The sequence below is a fragment of the Nonomuraea sp. NPDC049129 genome, assembly GCF_040648495.1.
GTDB lineage: Bacteria > Actinomycetota > Actinomycetes > Streptosporangiales > Streptosporangiaceae > Nonomuraea.
Genome location: NZ_JBEZDU010000035.1, coordinates 61,206 through 76,749, shown reverse-complemented (window position 1 = coordinate 76,749; position 15,544 = coordinate 61,206). Strand labels below are relative to the sequence as shown.

The 15,544-nt window shown below is 70.0% G+C and carries 17 protein-coding genes and 1 pseudogene; 8 read left to right on the top strand and 10 right to left on the bottom strand.

All coding sequences use genetic code 11. The features are described from left to right. Positions 1-2: 2 nt before the first annotated feature. Complete coding sequence (locus AB0B64_RS54215) at positions 3-578, bottom strand: sigma-70 family RNA polymerase sigma factor (RefSeq protein WP_357956953.1); 576 nt, start codon at positions 576-578, stop codon at positions 3-5. A 54-nt stretch (positions 579-632) separates the two neighbouring features. Then, complete coding sequence (locus AB0B64_RS54210) at positions 633-1,253, bottom strand: class I SAM-dependent methyltransferase (RefSeq protein ID WP_357956955.1); 621 nt, start codon at positions 1,251-1,253, stop codon at positions 633-635. A gap of 206 nt (positions 1,254-1,459) precedes the next feature. On the opposite strand from AB0B64_RS54210, the gene AB0B64_RS54205 reads away from it, so the two are divergent. After that, entirely contained in the window at positions 1,460-2,560 is a 1,101-nt protein-coding gene (locus tag AB0B64_RS54205; protein WP_357956957.1) for an acyltransferase, read from the top strand. A gap of 5 nt (positions 2,561-2,565) precedes the next feature. Here the strand turns inward: AB0B64_RS54205 and AB0B64_RS54200 are convergent, their stop codons facing one another. Then, positions 2,566-3,732 carry an MFS transporter gene (locus tag AB0B64_RS54200; RefSeq protein WP_357956959.1) on the bottom strand — a complete coding sequence of 389 codons (1,167 nt, stop codon included), beginning with the start codon at positions 3,730-3,732 and terminating at the stop codon, positions 2,566-2,568. Between the two features lie 60 nt (positions 3,733-3,792). On the opposite strand from AB0B64_RS54200, the gene AB0B64_RS54195 reads away from it, so the two are divergent. Then, a complete protein-coding gene (locus AB0B64_RS54195) occupies positions 3,793-4,764 on the top strand; it encodes a transcriptional regulator (protein WP_358201875.1) in 972 nt (323 codons plus the stop codon). A 30-nt stretch (positions 4,765-4,794) separates the two neighbouring features. After that, the gene (locus AB0B64_RS54190) at positions 4,795-5,388 is read left to right on the top strand and encodes a helix-turn-helix transcriptional regulator (protein ID WP_357956963.1); all 594 of its coding nucleotides are present in this window, start codon (positions 4,795-4,797) and stop codon (positions 5,386-5,388) included. Positions 5,389-5,398: 10 nt separating this feature from the next. On the opposite strand, the gene AB0B64_RS54185 is transcribed toward AB0B64_RS54190, so the two are convergent. Then, complete coding sequence (locus AB0B64_RS54185) at positions 5,399-6,127, bottom strand: MarR family transcriptional regulator (protein WP_357956965.1); 729 nt, start codon at positions 6,125-6,127, stop codon at positions 5,399-5,401. 223 nt (positions 6,128-6,350) lie between these two features. Here AB0B64_RS54185 and AB0B64_RS54180 point away from each other — a divergent pair, with 223 nt between their 5' ends. The 3 genes from AB0B64_RS54180 (at position 6,351) to AB0B64_RS54170 (ending at position 9,165) form a co-directional block, all read left to right on the top strand. Then, positions 6,351-7,538 (top strand): cytochrome P450, encoded by a 1,188-nt coding sequence (locus AB0B64_RS54180; protein ID WP_357956967.1) that lies wholly within the window; start codon positions 6,351-6,353, stop codon positions 7,536-7,538. 3 nt (positions 7,539-7,541) lie between these two features. Next, positions 7,542-8,726, top strand: a complete 1,185-nt coding sequence (locus tag AB0B64_RS54175; protein ID WP_357956969.1) for a serine hydrolase domain-containing protein — start codon at positions 7,542-7,544, stop codon at positions 8,724-8,726. A 91-nt stretch (positions 8,727-8,817) separates the two neighbouring features. Next, positions 8,818-9,165 (top strand): hypothetical protein, encoded by a 348-nt coding sequence (locus tag AB0B64_RS54170; protein WP_358202005.1) that lies wholly within the window; start codon positions 8,818-8,820, stop codon positions 9,163-9,165. A 32-nt stretch (positions 9,166-9,197) separates the two neighbouring features. On the opposite strand, the gene AB0B64_RS54165 is transcribed toward AB0B64_RS54170, so the two are convergent. Both AB0B64_RS54165 and AB0B64_RS54160 read right to left on the bottom strand, forming a co-directional pair. Continuing rightward, positions 9,198-9,776: a TetR family transcriptional regulator gene (locus AB0B64_RS54165; RefSeq protein WP_357956971.1), complete on the bottom strand. Its 579-nt coding sequence runs from the start codon at positions 9,774-9,776 to the stop codon at positions 9,198-9,200. Beyond that, entirely contained in the window at positions 9,773-10,099 is a 327-nt protein-coding gene (locus AB0B64_RS54160) for a multidrug efflux SMR transporter (RefSeq protein ID WP_357956973.1), read from the bottom strand. Before AB0B64_RS54160 ends, AB0B64_RS54165 begins: the two co-directional genes overlap by 4 nt. 262 nt (positions 10,100-10,361) lie before the next feature. Here AB0B64_RS54160 and AB0B64_RS54155 point away from each other — a divergent pair, with 262 nt between their 5' ends. Next, entirely contained in the window at positions 10,362-11,354 is a 993-nt protein-coding gene (locus tag AB0B64_RS54155; RefSeq protein ID WP_358201850.1) for a magnesium and cobalt transport protein CorA, read from the top strand. 278 nt (positions 11,355-11,632) lie between these two features. Here the strand turns inward: AB0B64_RS54155 and AB0B64_RS54150 are convergent. Then, a pseudogene (locus AB0B64_RS54150) lies at positions 11,633-12,601 on the bottom strand (sigma-70 family RNA polymerase sigma factor); the annotation flags it as partial. Positions 12,602-12,808: 207 nt separating this feature from the next. On the opposite strand from AB0B64_RS54150, the gene AB0B64_RS54145 reads away from it, so the two are divergent. Continuing rightward, complete coding sequence (locus AB0B64_RS54145; protein ID WP_358201843.1) at positions 12,809-13,123, top strand: hypothetical protein; 315 nt, start codon at positions 12,809-12,811, stop codon at positions 13,121-13,123. Between the two features lie 46 nt (positions 13,124-13,169). Here AB0B64_RS54145 and AB0B64_RS54140 read toward each other — a convergent pair whose 3' ends face one another. From AB0B64_RS54140 to AB0B64_RS54130, 3 genes are read right to left on the bottom strand one after another with little or no spacing between them, the layout of a single operon-like run. After that, positions 13,170-13,814 (bottom strand): response regulator transcription factor, encoded by a 645-nt coding sequence (locus tag AB0B64_RS54140; protein ID WP_357956978.1) that lies wholly within the window; start codon positions 13,812-13,814, stop codon positions 13,170-13,172. Further along, positions 13,805-14,893 carry a histidine kinase gene (locus AB0B64_RS54135; protein WP_358201835.1) on the bottom strand — a complete coding sequence of 363 codons (1,089 nt, stop codon included), beginning with the start codon at positions 14,891-14,893 and terminating at the stop codon, positions 13,805-13,807. Before AB0B64_RS54135 ends, AB0B64_RS54140 begins: the two co-directional genes overlap by 10 nt. Further along, entirely contained in the window at positions 14,877-15,494 is a 618-nt protein-coding gene (locus AB0B64_RS54130; RefSeq protein WP_358201829.1) for a DedA family protein, read from the bottom strand. Before AB0B64_RS54130 ends, AB0B64_RS54135 begins: the two co-directional genes overlap by 17 nt. Positions 15,495-15,544 lie beyond the last annotated feature (50 nt).

Genomic DNA, 15,544 nt, shown 5'->3' with positions numbered 1-15,544 from the left:
GATCAGGTCTCTGGGTGCTCTTGGAACCGGCCACCGGCCGTACGGGTCGCAGAGGTCGTACGGCCTTGCGGGCGCGTGCCGCCCGGCTCCAGGCGCAGCGCGGTGGCGAGCCGTTTGCGCGCGCGATGGAGCCGCACGTTGTACGTCCGGACCGAACAGCCCATGACCGCGGCCGCCTGCTCGGGCGGCAGGCCGTACCAGGTGGCGAACACCATCGCCTCCACGTCCTGCTCCGGCAGGGCCGACAGCGCGGCCAGCGCGCTCTCCCTGTCGATGACGTGGTCGGCCACGTCCCAGCCGACATGGTCGCGCGAGGTGGTCAGCGCCGTGATCCGGTCGACCAGAGCCTGCCGGCGGTGGCGTGAGTCGCGCTGCTTGGCCAGCAGGTTGCGCGCCACGCCGAGCAGCCACGGCAGCGGCGGCTCGGGCAGGTCGTCCAGCCGCCGCCAGGCGACGAGGAACGTCTCACTGGAGACGTCCTCGGCCGCATCACGCTCGGCGCGCAGCAGCGCGTAGCCGAGCACGCTCCGGTAGTGCCGGTCGTAGAGGTCGGTGAATCGTTCTTGAGGATCGTCCACACCCAGTAGTCCCTCCGGCCGCTCCCGGATTACCGCACCCCACCCGAAATCTCGTCACCCACCCGCTTTGCGGGCCCAGAACAAGGCGTGCCCGCTGTCTCCTTCCGGGACGAACGCCTCCGAGGTGACCTCCAGCCCAGCCTCCCGCAGCCAGGTCCGGTAGGTGGCCGCGTCCGCGTGACTCCACCACATCGTCGTGGCGCCGCCGAGCCAGCCGTCCTCGGTACCGGTCCAGGACTCCCAGCCGGTGGTGACCAGGAACCGGCCCGAGGGCCGCAGCCAGGCGGCGACGCGCCCGATGAGCGCGGGCTGGCGCTCCAGCGGCATGTGGATGAGGGCGTACAGGCACACGACCGCGTCGAAGGAGGCATCCGGCAGGTCGAGGGCCGTGGCGTCGCCCCGGACGAAGGTGGCGGCGGGCACGAGACGCCGGGCCCGCTCGATCTGGACGTCACTGAGGTCGACGCCCGTCACGTCGTGCCCGGCCGCGGCCAGCGAGCGGGCGACGGGAACCCCACAGCCGCAGCCGAGATCCAGCACGCGGGCCCGTGGCGGCAGCCGGGAATGGAGCTCTTCGAGCCACGGCGCGTACTGGCCGTCGCCGTCCTCGTCGCCCCGGTAGCGGTAGGACAGCGCGTCGTAGCCGCGCCGGACCAGATCGGTTTCCTCGCTCATGCGGGTCAGGCTATGAGTGGATCACATGCCAGGGGTGGAGAACGGCCGGCCGTCGCAGCGGCGCCTGGTCGTCTCGCAGGTAGGCGGTGGCGGCGGCGCTCGCCTCCCGGCCGGAGGACTGACCCACCTGGTACTTCGGAGCTACGCCAAGGGTGCACTCCCCAGAGGGAAGCCGACCACAAGGGGCGATCCGTAGCTTCGCCGCCATGTCATCCTCCCAGCTCATCCAGCGGATCGAGGCGTCGACACCGGCCGGCCGCGACCGGGGTGTCGACGCGCTGCGCGCCCTGGCGATCCTCGGGGTGGTGCTCGGCCACTGGCTGGTGACCGCCGTGGTCGTCGGCGACGGAACGGTGCGCGCCGCCAGCCCGCTCAAGCACCTGCCCGAGCTCACCCCCGTCTCCTGGGTGCTCCAGACGCTGGCGGTGTTCTTCCTGGTGGGTGGACAGGTGGGGGCGAAGGGTTACACGAGCGCCCGCGCTCGCGGCATGACGTATGGACGCTGGCTCGGCGGGCGGATGGCCCGGCTGTTCCGGCCGGTCGTGGCCGTGCTGGTGGTGTGGGCCGTGGTCGCGGGCGCGCTGCTGGCCTCCGGGGTCGCCCTGGACACCGTGCGCGTGCTGGTCAAGCTGGTGCTGTCGCCGATGTGGTTCCTGCTGGTGTTCGCGGTGCTGACGGCGCTGACCCCGCTGGTGGCCCGGCTGCGTCCGTTGTGGCCGCTCGCCGCCGTCCTGCTCGTCGACCTGATCCTGTACTGCCTGGACGGGCCGGCCTGGCTCGGCTGGGTCAACGTGGTGGCCGGGTGGCTGGTGCCGTACTGCCTCGGCGCGGCCTGGGCCCGCGGCGACCTAAGCGGCCGTGGGATGGGCTGGGCGCTGCTGCTCGGCGGCGCGGCCACCGCGGCCGGGCTCGTCCTGTGGGCGGGGTATCCGGCCGCCATGGTCGGAGTGCCCGGCGCCCCGGTCTCCAACCTCGACCCGCCCTCCCTCGCGGCCGTCTGCTTCGGTCTGGCCCAGTGCGGGGCGGCCCTGCTGCTGCTCGGCCCGCTACGGCGGGCGTTGCGCCGCCCGGCTGCCTGGGCGGCGGTGGCGCTGGTGAACCAGTCGGCGATGACGATCTTCCTATGGCACCAGACCGCGCTGATCACGGTCACCGTGGCCGGGCTGTTCGTGAGCGACGCGCTGCCCGGTCTGCACACCGCCCCTGACGGCTTCGGCTGGGTGCTCGCCCGGCTGGGCTGGCTGCCGGTGTTCGGGGCGGCGTTGCTGGTGTGCTGGGCCGTGGCCCGTACCTACGAGCAGAGGTGACGCGGTCACACGGGTACGGGCTGCCGCAGCCCGGGGGCCAACGTCAGGGTGACCGCGACCGAGGCCGCCGCCAGCACCGTTATCGCCGTCGCGGGCGAGGTCAGCTGCGCGACGGCACCCGCGAGCGCGGCGGCCACGCCCTGCATGGTGACCATCCCCGAGGAGTGCAGCCCCAGGGCGTGCCCGCTCAGCTCCTCCGGGGTCAGTGCCATCAGGCGCTCCTGGAGCAGCAGGCTCGCCGAGTACCCCGCCGAGGCGAGCACGATGGCCGCCACCGCGACGGGCAGCGCCGGGCGCAGGACGAAAATCAGGTACGGCAGGGCGAGCAGCAGGCACAGCGGCACCCGGAGCCGCTCCCTCCACAGCGGCGGCACGAACCGGCCGGCCACGACGTCGCCGGCCAGCATGCCGAGCGCGGCACACGCGAACAGGAGTCCCGCCTGCTCAGGCGCGTACGGCACGAAAAGGGACTCGCAGCCGACGATCAACCCGTTGGGCACCCACATGGCGAGGTAGACGTAGCGGCGCGGTTTGGCCGACCACAGCCGGGCGTTGTCCCGCCAGGTGTCGGTGATCGACGGCCGTCCGGCGGCCCGCGGCGGCCGGCGGCTGAGGCCGAAGCGGGCCACGGCCGCCGCGGTGAGGTACAGGGCCGCGCCGGTCAGGAGCGCGCCGCGCGGCGACAGGAGGGCCACGAGCACGCCGCCCAGCGCGTACCCGCAGATCTGCACGGCGCCGTCGGACATGTTGAACATCGAGCGGCCGAGCAGGTACCCCTCCCGTGTGAGGATCTCGTTGAGCAGCCCGTAGCGCACTCCCCCGCCCAGCGAGGCGATCAACCCCTGCCCCAGCAGCAGCGCGAAGACGGCCCACACCGCCAGCCCCGGAACAGCCTGCGCGGCGGTGACCAGGCCGAAGACCAGCGCCAGACCCGTCAGCGCGGCCCGCGGCGGTAACCGGTCGGCCGCCGACAGCAGCGTGGCCGCCCCGATCACCTGAACCAGGGCCGGGCCGAACATGGCCAGAGCCGACAGCAGCGGCGACCCGGTCGCCGAGTAGATCAGCGTTCCCCGGGCCAGCCCGCTCACCGTGTGGCCGGCCCCCTGCGCGGCGGCGGTCAGGAACAGCGGCGTGAACTCGGGCGTCCGGAAAAGATCGCGATAGGTGCGCATGGCGGAAAGTGTCGGGGGCTCCCCCGGCGAGGCGTTAATGTTTCGCAGGGGGGCGAAACCATGGGCTGGTGGCAGGTCAACGCGGACACGCTGGCGGGCAGCCGGTTCGTCGTCTCACCCCTGGCCGAGGCCACCGCGAGCCTGAAGACCCTGGAGCGGGGCACGGCCGCGCATCCGGGCGAGCGCGCGTGGCTCGACGCCCACCTGCCCGCCTACCGCGCCCGGCAGGCCCGCGACCCGATCACCGCGCTGCTCATCCGGGCCGCCCTGGGCCGCAACTGGAACGCCGACTTCCTCACCCCCACCCCCTCCGACGACGCCGAGCCCGTCTTCGAACAGGAGCTCGCGCGCATCCGCGACACACCGCCCGAGGCCGCCCGCGCGGACCTGACCGTGTCGCTCGGCGGTCCCCTGCCCGCCCGGCTCCACCGCGCCGACCTGCCGCGACGCACCGCCGACGTGCTGGAGTGGGTGTGGAGGCAAACGGTGCTCCCCTACTGGCCGCGCCGCCGGCGGATCATCGAGGCCGACGTCATCGCCCGCACCGCGCGGCTGAGCCAGGGCGGCTGGGCGGCGACCCTCGACGACATGCGCCCCGGGATGCGCTGGCTCGGCGAGAGCCGGCTGCAGATCAGCACCTACGACTACCCGCCGCGCGAGCTGTCCGGAGCGCGGCTGATGTTCGTCCCCGTCACTCCGAGCCAGACCTGGGTCTCGTGGGACACGGCGCACCGGCACGCCGTGGTGTACCCGTGCTCTGGGGCGCTGGCCGAAGCCGGTGGCGCGCCGGTGCCCGAGGCGCTGGGCAGGCTGCTCGGGCCCGCGCGGGCCAATGTCCTGATGCTGCTCGACACCCCGAAGAGCACGACCCAGCTCGTCGCGCTGACCGGTCAGGGCCTGGGCTCGGTGGGCCGTCATCTCAAGGTCCTGCTCGACTCGCGGCTGGTCCGGCGCCGGCGGGCCGGACGGTCGGTGTTCTATGACCGTACGGACGCCGGGCAGGCGCTGGTGAGCGCGCAGTCAGGCGGCTGAGTCGTTTGCCGTTGTGGCAAGGTGGATTTCATGGACGATGACGGGCCGGCCTTGGACGATGTTCTGCATGCCGTCGGGCCGCGGCTGCGGACCCTGCGCCAGCAGCGCGGAGCCACCCTGACCGAGCTGTCGGACTCGACCGGCATCTCGATCAGCACGTTGTCGCGGCTGGAGTCCGGGCAGCGCCGGCCGACCCTGGAGCTGCTGCTGCCCCTGGCGCGCGCCCATCAGGTGACACTGGACGAGCTCGTCGACGCGCCGCCCACCGGGGACCCGCGCGTGCAGCTGCGCTCGTTCCAGCGCTTCGGCTCCACCTTCATCCCGCTCACCCGCCGGCCCGGCGGGCTTCAGGCGTTCAAGCAGGTCATGCCGCCGAACTGGCCCGGCACCGAGCCCGATCCCCGCGTACACGAGGGCTATGAGTGGCTCTACGTCCTGGCCGGGCGGCTGCGCCTGGTCCTCGGCGAGCACGACGTGATCCTGACGCCCGGCGAGGTGGCCGAGTTCGACACGCGTATCCCGCACTGGTTCGGCAACGCCGGCCCCGAGCCGGTCGAGCTGCTGTCCCTCTTCGGCCCGCAGGGCGAACGCCTCCACGTCCGCGCCCAGCCCACCGGGAAGTGAACGGTCTGCGTCATGTGCTCGCGGCGCGCTGCTTCGCCGCGAGCGTCTTGCGCCAGTGCTCGGCCAGCTGAACCATGTCCTCACTCGTGTGCTTGAGGAACTGGCCCACATACTCTGACCGGGAGCCGGCGGGTGTGGTGGCGCCCAGGATCTCGGCTCCCTCCAGGGCGGTGTTGGCCAGCGTGAGGTTTCTCTGCGCGCTCATCAGGAACGCCTGGTACCAGACGTCGTCGTCGATGATGTAGCGCTCACGCCGCCGCCGGGCGTCGCGCTCGCGCCTGATCAGCCCCTGCTCCTCGAGGTAGGCGACGGCCATGGAGACCGACGCCGGGCTGACCCGTAGCCGCTGGACCAGCTCGGCGGCGGTGAGGCTGCCGCTGTCGGTGATGTACAGGCAGCTCAGCACTCTGGCGATCATTCGCGGGAGTCCCTGCTGGACCAGCAGCGCCGTGACGCGTTCGGTGAAGTCGTGCACCGCTTTGGGGTCGCGTCCGTATGCGGCGGTGGCGGCGGGCGCGGCCGGCGCCGAGGGGGTCCGGCGACGGCGCGCGCGCCCTTCGGTCGCCTGATGCGCCTGATCGGCCCGGTAGCCGCCCGACCCGCCGTTGCGCATGACCTCCCGCGTGATGGTCGACGTCGGCCGGCCGAGGCTCCTGGCGATCTCGGCGTAGGTGAGCCCATCGGCCAGTCCCGCGGCGATCTGCCGGCGGTCCTGGTTGGTCAGCCTGCCTCCTGGCATCTGTCTTCGCCTCCTGCGGCTCGATCCGGTGGACATTATTGCGTTCGCCTCCACTCCATTGCAACTTAGTAGTTGCATTCAGGCGCAGATCCATTGCAACTCTTGTCGCCTTTCACCAGTACGAACGCCAAAATTTCCGGTGGAACACATTGACATTTATATGAATGCAACGTAGCTTTTGGCGAGTTCTGAAGGCGTACTATCGCGACTTGAAGGAGTAAAGATGACCGACCTGGCAGGGCTTCCCATGGCGCGCCCCGCAGGCTGTCCCTTCGACCCGCCCGAGGCGCTGACGCGGCGGCAGCCGCTGAGCCGGCTGGCCTTCCCCGACGGGCACATCGGCTGGCTGGTCACGGGCCACGCCCTGGTCCGCGCGGTGCTGGCCGACCCCCGCTTCAGCTCACGGCACGAGCTCATGCGCTCCCCGATGCCCGAAGCGGGCACCATGGACCAGCCCCCGGCCGCGCCGCCTGGGATGTTCATCGGGATGGACCCGCCCGAGCACACCCGCTACCGCGGCCTGCTCACCGCGAAGTTCACCGTCCGCCGGATGCGCCTGCTCACCGAGCGCGTCGAGCAGATCACCGCCGAGCTCCTGGACGCCATGGAGCAACAAGGCCCGCCGGTGGACCTGGTGACGGCGTACGCGCAACCCATCCCCGCGCTGATGATCTGCGAGCTGCTCGGCGTCCCCTCTGCCGGTCGCGAGTCCTTCCAGCGTCACGCGGCGACGGTGAACGACAACGACACCACGCTGGAAGAGCGCTACGGCGCCTTCGCCGCGCTGCAGGAGACCCTGCGCGAGCTCGTACTCGCCAAGCGCGCCGAACCCACCGACGACCTGCTCAGCGACCTGACCACCGGCGACCTCACCGATGAGGAGCTCACCAACATCGGGGCGCTGCTGCTGGGCGCAGGTCTCGACACCACCGCCAACATGCTCGCCCTGGGCACCTTCGCCCTGCTGTCCCACCCCGGCCAGCTCGCCGCCCTGCGCGCCGACCCGGGCATCACCGACCAGGCCGTCGAGGAACTGTTGCGCTACCTGAGCATCGTCCACAGCGGGATGCGGACGGCGCTGGAAGACGTCGAGCTGGACGGTCACCTGATCAAGGCGGGTGACACGATCGTCGTCTCGGCTCTGGCCGCCAACCGCGACCCGGCGAAGTTCGCCGACCCCGACCTCCTCGACCTGCGCCGGGACGCCGCCGGGCACACCTCCTTCGGCCACGGCGTCCACCAGTGCCTCGGTCAGCAACTGGCCCGCGTCGAGATGCGGGTCGCCTTCCCCGCGCTGGTCACCCGCTTCCCGACGCTGCGCCTGGCCATCCCGCCGGAGGACGTGCCGCTGCGCGACCACTCTGATGTGTACGGCGTGCACCGGCTACCGGTCACCTGGGACGAGGCCTGACCGATGGAAAAGATCTTCTCGCTCACCCGCACGGCCCGCGTGATCGTCGGCATGGCGACAGTAGCGGCGAGCATCATGGCGGCCCCCGAGGCGTCCTCAGCGGCCATCGCCCCTGGCCATGCCGAGGTCCAGCGTGCGCTCGACCGGGCCGTGACCGAAGGCGGTCTTCCCGGCATCCTCGCCGAGGTCCGTGACGGCCACCGGTCCTGGTTCGGCTCGGCGGGGGTGGCCGATACCCGAACCGGTCGAAAGCGCCTGCCGCAGGAGCGGTTCCGCATCGGAAGCGCCAGCAAGGCGTTCACGGCGACGGTGATCCTGCAACTCTCGGCCGAACACAGGCTGAGCCTCGACGACACGGTCGAGAAGTGGCTGCCCGGGGTGGTGAAAGGCAACGGCAACGACGGCGGCGAGATCACCATCAGACAGCTGCTCAACCACTCCAGCGGGATCTTCAACTACGGCAATGACGAGGAAGCGTTCGCCAAATTCGTGGGTCCGGAGTTCTTCAAGCACCGCTACGAGAAGTACCGTCCGGAACAACTCGTGGAGATCGCCATGTCCCATCCGCCCTACTTCGGGCCGGGCCAGGGCTTCGGGTACTCCAACACCAACTACATCCTCGCCGGGATGATCATTGAACGGGTGACCGGCCGGACGCTCGCCGGCGAGATCTCGCGGCGGATCGTCCGCCCGCTGGCTCTGACCGGGACGTACTTGCCGGGCGACGACACGGTGATCCGCGGGCCACACGCGCGGCACTACTCGACGCTGTTCGTCACCGGCCCCGACGCCAAGGTCTACGACGTGACCGAGATGAACGCGTCCACGGGCTGGGCGGCCGGCGGCATGGTGTCGACGGTCGGGGATCTCGACCGGTTCGTCAGCGCGCTGCTGCGCGGCCGGCTTCTCGCGCCCGCCGAGCAGCGGGAGATGTTCACCACCGTCTCGACAGGGGGCGGATGGATCCCCAACACGACGTATGGGCTCGGCGTCTTCTCGCAGAAGCTGTCGTGCGGCGTGACGGTGTGGGGTGCCGCGGGCGCCATCAGCGGCTCGTATTCGTACGCGATGGGCAGCCGCGACGGCAAGCGCATGGTGGCGAGCAACGTGAACGGCGACTGGAACAATCCGATCGGCACACTCACCGACGTGCTTCAGTCGGAGTTCTGCCCAGCCGATCCGGCCTGAGCGGCTTCGCGAGGCGTTGACGTCCTGAGCGAGGTGGCGCCCAAGGGCCAGGTACAGGTGGACGAGCACCTCGTGGCGCTTCGGCTTCGCCATCGACGACACCGCGCTGCGGCCGCCCGAGCCGGACAGCATCGAGGCCGCCTTCGCCCCCAACCTCACCCTGCACACCGACCAGGGCATGACCAGCGTCGCCAACCTCCTGCACCCTGCCCGGCCGATCCTGCTCGACCACGCCGACCGCCCCGAACTCCGCGAAACCGCCCAGGACTGGCGGCAACGCGTCGACATCCACACCGCCAAGACCGATCAGAGACCCGTCGATGTCCTGCTGATCCGGCCGGACGCCCACATCGCCTGGGCCGCGACCCTCGACGAACCCGCCGGCGACGCCGTTCCCGCGCTGCGCGAAGCACTATCCGGCTGGTTCGGCGCACCCTGAATTCGGCGGCGCCGCCGCCCTTGGGCTGCCCTCTATCGGGGTGCGTGGTCGCCGGTGGCGATGAGGGCGGACAAGGCGGTGGTGAGGGTGGCGGTGTCGAGGGGCTGGTCGTGGATGAGAGCGTGGAGGAGGACGCCGTCGATGAAGGCGGCGATGGCCTGGGCGGTGGCATGACCGGTGCGGGGGGCGAGCAGGTCGGTCAGGCCGTCGAACCACAGGCGGGCGGCGGGCCGGAGTTCGGGCCGGTGGCTGGCGGCCAGATACAGCTCGTCTTGGATGCGGTGGCGCTGGGGCGCGGCGAGGTAGGCGGTGGTGAGCTCGGCCAGGGCGGCGGCCAGATCGGTGGCCTCCCGCAGGTCACCGGCCATCTCCTCCAGGCCCTGGCGAGAAAGGGCGGCGATGTGTTCCAGAGCCGCTTGGACGAGGTCGGCCAAGTCGGTGAAGTAGTAGGTGGTAGAGCCCAGGGGGACCTCGGCGGCCGCGGCGACCTTGCGATGGGTGAGGCCGCTGACGCCTTCCCCGGCGATGAGTCCGGCGGCGGCCTCGACGATGGCGCGACGCCGGCCGGATGGATCGCGGCGGCTCGACGTGCCGCTCCCGGTTTCGCTCAATGCGCCCCTCCCAGGTTCAGCGTGACCACTCCGGCGATCACCAGCGCGACTCCGAGCACCTTGGTCGCCGAGATCGGCTCACCCAGGAGCAGTACGCCGATCATCACGATCAGCGCCGTGCCCAGCCCGGCCCACACCGCGTAGGCCACTCCGATCTGCAGCCCTCGCGCGATCCCCTGCGCCAGGGCCACGAACGACACCGCATAGCCGGCCAGGCAGGCCACCGTCGGCCACAGCCGGGTGAACCCTTCCGTGCTCTTCAGCAGGCTGGTGGCCACCACCTCCGCCGCGATCGCCAACGCCAGGAACGCGTACATCACCATGATCAGACGCCTTTCGTGTACGTTTGTACATGTACAAACGTACACGAAGCTCGGCGGCGGCCTTCCCTCAGGGCAAGGCAGGAGAAGGGCTGCCGGAAGGAGATCGTCATCAGGGAGATCGGCGTTGTGTGTCGAGGCGGGCTCTGTCCAGCTCGCAGAACTGGGCGCCCTCATACGCCTGAGAGCGGCGATAACCGTAGGGCAGGCCCCGGGCTCGGCCAAGACGTTGGGAGGGTTGTTGGGATAGGTCAGAATGCCTGATGTGATTGTGGACAAAGCGATCTACTGCAACGGCGTGCGCGAGACCATCAGCGGCGACATCAGCGATGCTTTTGGTGACGCCAGAGCCAGAGGCGACTGCTTCTTGTGGATCGGCCTGCACGAGCCCACCCAGGAGGAGTTCGACCTCATCACCCGCGAGGTGAAGCTGCATCCGCTGGCCGTGGAAGACGCCATCCACGCCCACCAGCGGCCCAAGCTCGAACGCTATGACGACACCCTGTTCGTGGTGCTCAAGCCGCTGCTGTACGTGGAGGAGAGCTCTGACATCGAGGTCGGCGAGATCAACCTGTTCCTGGGGAGCGACTTCGTCATCAGCGTCCGCCACGGCAAGGCCAACCCGCTGGCCGGGGTGCGCCGGCGCATCGAATCCGATCCCGAACTGCTGGCCGCCGGACCCTCCGGGGTGCTCTACGCGATCTGCGACCAGGTCGTGGACACCTACTCACAGATCTCCCACGAGATAGAACACGACCTCATCGTCCTGGAGCGACGTGTCTTCAGCGGCGAGCAGGCCGATGTCACCGAGGACATCTACTCCCTCAAGCGCGAGGTGCTGGAGTTCCGCACCGCCCAAGATCCGCTGGTGCCGGTGCTGGAGGAGATCGTCAAAGGCCGGGTGGAGTTGTGCACCGCCGTCCGCGACCAATTCCGTGATGTCCTGGACCACCTGCTCCGCGTGGACGCCCAGGTCGACGAGCACAATGAACTGCTCACCAGCGCCCTGAGCGCGCATCTGGCCCTGGTGAGCCGGGAGCAGAGCGCGGCGGCCATTCAGCAGAACATCGACATGCGCAAGATCTCCTCGTGGGCGGCCCTCATCGCCGTCCCGACCATGATCGCCGGGATCTACGGCATGAACTTCGACCACATGCCCGAGCTGCACTGGCTGCTCGGCTACCCGCTCAGCCTGAGCCTCATGGTCATCGCCACGTTCATCGTCCACCGGTTGCTGCGCAAGAGCGGGTGGCTGTGAAACCCGCCGACTTCTCGCTGGGCCGGCTCCTCAGGCCGCGGTTCTCGCCTGGATCGTCTTGCTGACCATCATCGTCTTGCTCGACCCCTGCGGCTCCGGTCCTGTGCTCTGAGCAGGGCGCCCAGCCGGCGCGACGGGCGAGGTCTCCGCGGCCTGGCATCGCCTGTCGGCATAGAGGTGAGGGGTTGGCGATCAGGTCGCAGCGATGCCCGTCATCCCCGAGGTGCGGGCCCGCCCAACGGCGCGAGCGGGCCCGCATCCACGGCGAGAAACGCATCCTAGGCAGGGCGGTCGATCGGCAGGCCGAAGGAGGGGAACAGGTCTGCCCGGTGGAATGCGAGCACTGAGGAGACTCCCGCCTTGGTCAGCGTCAGCACCTGCAAGTAGCGCGCGTGAAAGCCACCGTCGCGACCGTGGGCGTACAGGGCGAAGGAGGGCTGGCCGTTCGCCGATGTCTCCACCATGATCCGCAGCCCCTCGCCAGGAGCCACTTTCGCCGCAAGCAGGCGCAGTACGTTCTCGCGGCCGTTGAACCAGGTGGGGATCGGGGGCATCTCCCACCTGATGTCCTGAGTCAGGAGGCCTTCCAGAGCGACCAGATCCGCCTGCTCGAAGGCTTTGGCGTACTGGTCGAGCAGAGCACGGCGCCCGGGCTCATCTGGCTCGCTGAACTGGTCTTCGGCGGGTGTGATCTTGGCGAGCTCCGCACGTGCGCGCTGCAGCGAGCTGTTGACCGCCGCAGTTGTCGTGTCGAGCAGCGCGGCCACCTCCGACGCCTGCCAGGCAAGGACATCACGGAGAATCAGGACTGCGCGCTGTCGCGGCGGGAGGTGCTGCAACGCGGCGACCATCGCCAGCCTCAGGCTCTGCCGAGTCCCGACGACCAGAGCCGGGTCAGTGCTCAGCAGGTGATCCGGGAACGGCTCGAGCCAGCTCGTCTCCAGCGCCGGCGCGTCCACATCGTCCGGATCGGTGCCGGGAGCACCCAGCGCTGAGGGCACCAGGCGGCGACTGCTGTGCCGCAAGGCGTTCAGGCAGAGCCGTGTGGCGATCCTGTAGAGCCACGTCTTGACCGACGAGCGCTGCTCGAACTCCGCGAATCCCTTCCAGGCGCGCAGGTATGTCTCCTGTAGTACGTCCTCTGCGTCGTGCAGCGAGCCGAGCATCCGGTAGCAGTGCGCGACCAGCTCACTTCGGTATTGCGCGAACTCGTCCTCCAGGTTCACACCGGCTCCTCGACTGGCTCCGGCCGAGCGCTCGGAGCGCCGGGTTCTACGCTACGTCGCACCCAGCGCTGCTCGACGGTCGTCCGACTCTTGCAGCTCACGAGAGGTCCTCCAGAAAGTGCTGTCACAAGTACTGACAACGGCGAAGGCCCCGGCTCATCGCGGCGATTAGTTGTCGGCGCCCGTGTTGTCCACACCAGTGACAGCGAACCAATCGAGGAGAGCCTGATGAGCTCAGCAGTGATCCGCTACCAGACCAAGCCGGAATCGGCCGAGGAAAACCAGCGACTGATCGAGAACGTCTTCGCCGAACTGGCCACCGCGGCGCCGGCCGGGCTGCGCTACACCAGCTTCCGGCTGGCCGACGGAGTCACCTTCGTCCATGTCGTGAACGGCGAAGGCCTGCCTGAGCTGGCCTCCTTCGAGGAGTTCCAGCGTGAGCTCGGCTACCGGCTGGCCGACAACGTCACCCGCGAGGAGGCCATCCTGATCGGCTCGTACGCCGGCGCGGTGGTGACCGCCCGCACCCAGGGGTCGTCTTAAAGATCGTTAGATGACCGCCATTTCAGCCGGCCGGGAACGAGGCAGGTCACGACTCCAGGAAACGCAGCACGGCCAGCACGCGGCGGCTGTAGCCGGTGTGGTGAGACAAGCCGAGCTTGTCGAAGAGCGAATTGACGTGCTTTTCCACAGCGCTCTGTGACACGTGCATGGCGTGGGCGATCGAGGCGTTCGTCAGGCCCTGGGCCATGCGTTCGAGCACGTCTCGCTCCCGAGGGGTGAGCCGGGCGAGCGGATCGAGCTGGGTGGTGCGGGCCAGCAGTTGGCGTACGACCTCGGGATCGAACGCCGCTCCCCCGGCGCCCACCCGGTCGAGCGCGTCGAGGAAGTCGGCCACCTGCGCCACCCGGTCTTTGAGCAGGTAGCCGACGCCTTCCACGTCGCCGCTCATCAGCTCCGTCGCGTATTTCTTCTCCACGTACTGCGAAAGGACCAGGACCTTGACGGCGGGCCAGCGGCGCCTGATCTCCAGTGCGGCGCGCAGGCCCTCGTCGGTGTGGGTCGGCGGCATCCGTACGTCGACCACCACGATGTCGGGTTCGTGCGCGGCCACCGCTTCGACCAGAGCGGGACCGTCGCCCACGGCGGCGGGCACCTCGTGGCCCTCCTCCACGAGCAGCCGGAGCAGGCCCTCGCGCAGCAGCGTCGAGTCTTCGGCCAGGATCACTCGCACGGCAGCTCCGCCACGATCGTCGTCGGGCCGCCAGCCGGGCTGACCAGCTCGAACCTGCCGTCGAGCGCCGCCACCCGGCGCGCCAGGCCCGACAGCCCGCTTCCCGAGGCGGTCGCGCCGCCCCGGCCGTCATCTTCGACCCGCACGACGATCATTGTGCCCTCCCGGTGCACGTCAACGGTGATGAGCGTGGCTCCCGCGTGCTTGGCGGCGTTGGTCACCGCCTCGCAGACGACGAAGTAGGCGGCCGTCTCCACCCCCATCGGCGGGCGCGCGGCCAGCTCGCAGGACACCTTGACCGGCACGCTTGATCGCTCGGCCACCCCCGCCAGCGCCTCGCCGAGGCCGAGGGAGTCGAGGCCGCTCGGGTAGACCCGCCAGGCCACCTCGCGCAGCTCGGCCAGCGCCTGCTGCGCTTCCTCGTGAGCCTGGTTCAGCAGCTCGGGACGGCCGCGCCGGGATCGGCCGATCAACATCGACAGGGCGACCAGGCGCTGCTGGAGGCCGTCGTGCAGGTCGCGTTCGATCCGGCGGCGCTCGGAGTCGACGGCCGCCACGATCCCGGCCCGGCTCTCGGCCAGCTCGACGATCCTGCGTTCGAGTCTCTCGGTGGGGTCGGGGCCGAGCACGCGCTGGGCCAGCCGCCGTTCGAGCGAGTAAACGCCCACCAGGCCCGACAGGTTCAGGAAGAGCAGCAGGATCCCGGCCAGGGTGAAATAGAGCAGGATCGGCAGCGTGGGTGCGATGCCGTCGAAGGTGTCGCCGCTCGCCCAGGCCCAGGCGAGCCGGCCGACCATCACCACCCCGAGCAGGAGCAGCCCCACGACCAGCCCGCCCAGCAAGCCCGCCGGAACGCGGAGCGCCAGATAGCGCGGGGCCCGCCCACCCACGTCGAACTCCGTCGCGTCCAGGCGCAGGCGCCGTGTCTCCAGCAGGACCAGCCGCCTGGCCGCCGCCCGCGTGTTGGGAGTGCCCAGGAAGGGCAGCGCCACCACCAGGAACACCACGTCGACCAGGGCGGTGGCGGCGCCCAGCGACACCGCCGCCAGCAGCCGCAGGCCCTCAGCGACGGGACGCATGCCGCCCCTTGCGGCGCTCCGCCACTCGCACGCCGATGAACACGAGCACCGCCAGCACGACCACGCCGATCACGACGTTGGTGCCGACTCCCACGTATGCCTCCACCAGTGACCAGTTTTCGCCCAGGTAGTAGCCGGCGAGCACGAACACGGTGTTCCAGATGAGGCTGCCGACGGTCGTCAGCAAGGTGAACGTGAGCAGCGGCATCCGCTCCACCCCCGCCGGGATGGAGATCAGGCTGCGGAAGATGGGGATCATCCGCCCGAAAAAGACCGCTTTTTGGCCGTGCTTGAGGAACCACGCCTCGGTCTTCTCGATGTCGGAGACCTTCACCAGCGGCAGCTTGGCGGCGATGGCCAGCGTGCGGCGGCGGCCGAGCAGCGCGCCCACCCAGTAGAGCGCCAGCGCGCCGGACACCGACCCCGCCGTGGTCCACACCAGCACCTCGAGCAGGTCCATCTGGCCCCTGCTGGCGGTGAAGCCCGCCAGCGGCAGGATCACCTCGCTGGGCAGCGGCGGGAACAGGTTTTCCAGCGCGATCGCCAGGCCCGCCCCAGGGGCGCCCAGAGTCTCCATCAGCGCGATGAGCCATTCAGTCATGCTGTAGAGGCTAATCAAGATCCAAAGTGGTGGTAATGAGGTGGGCGGCA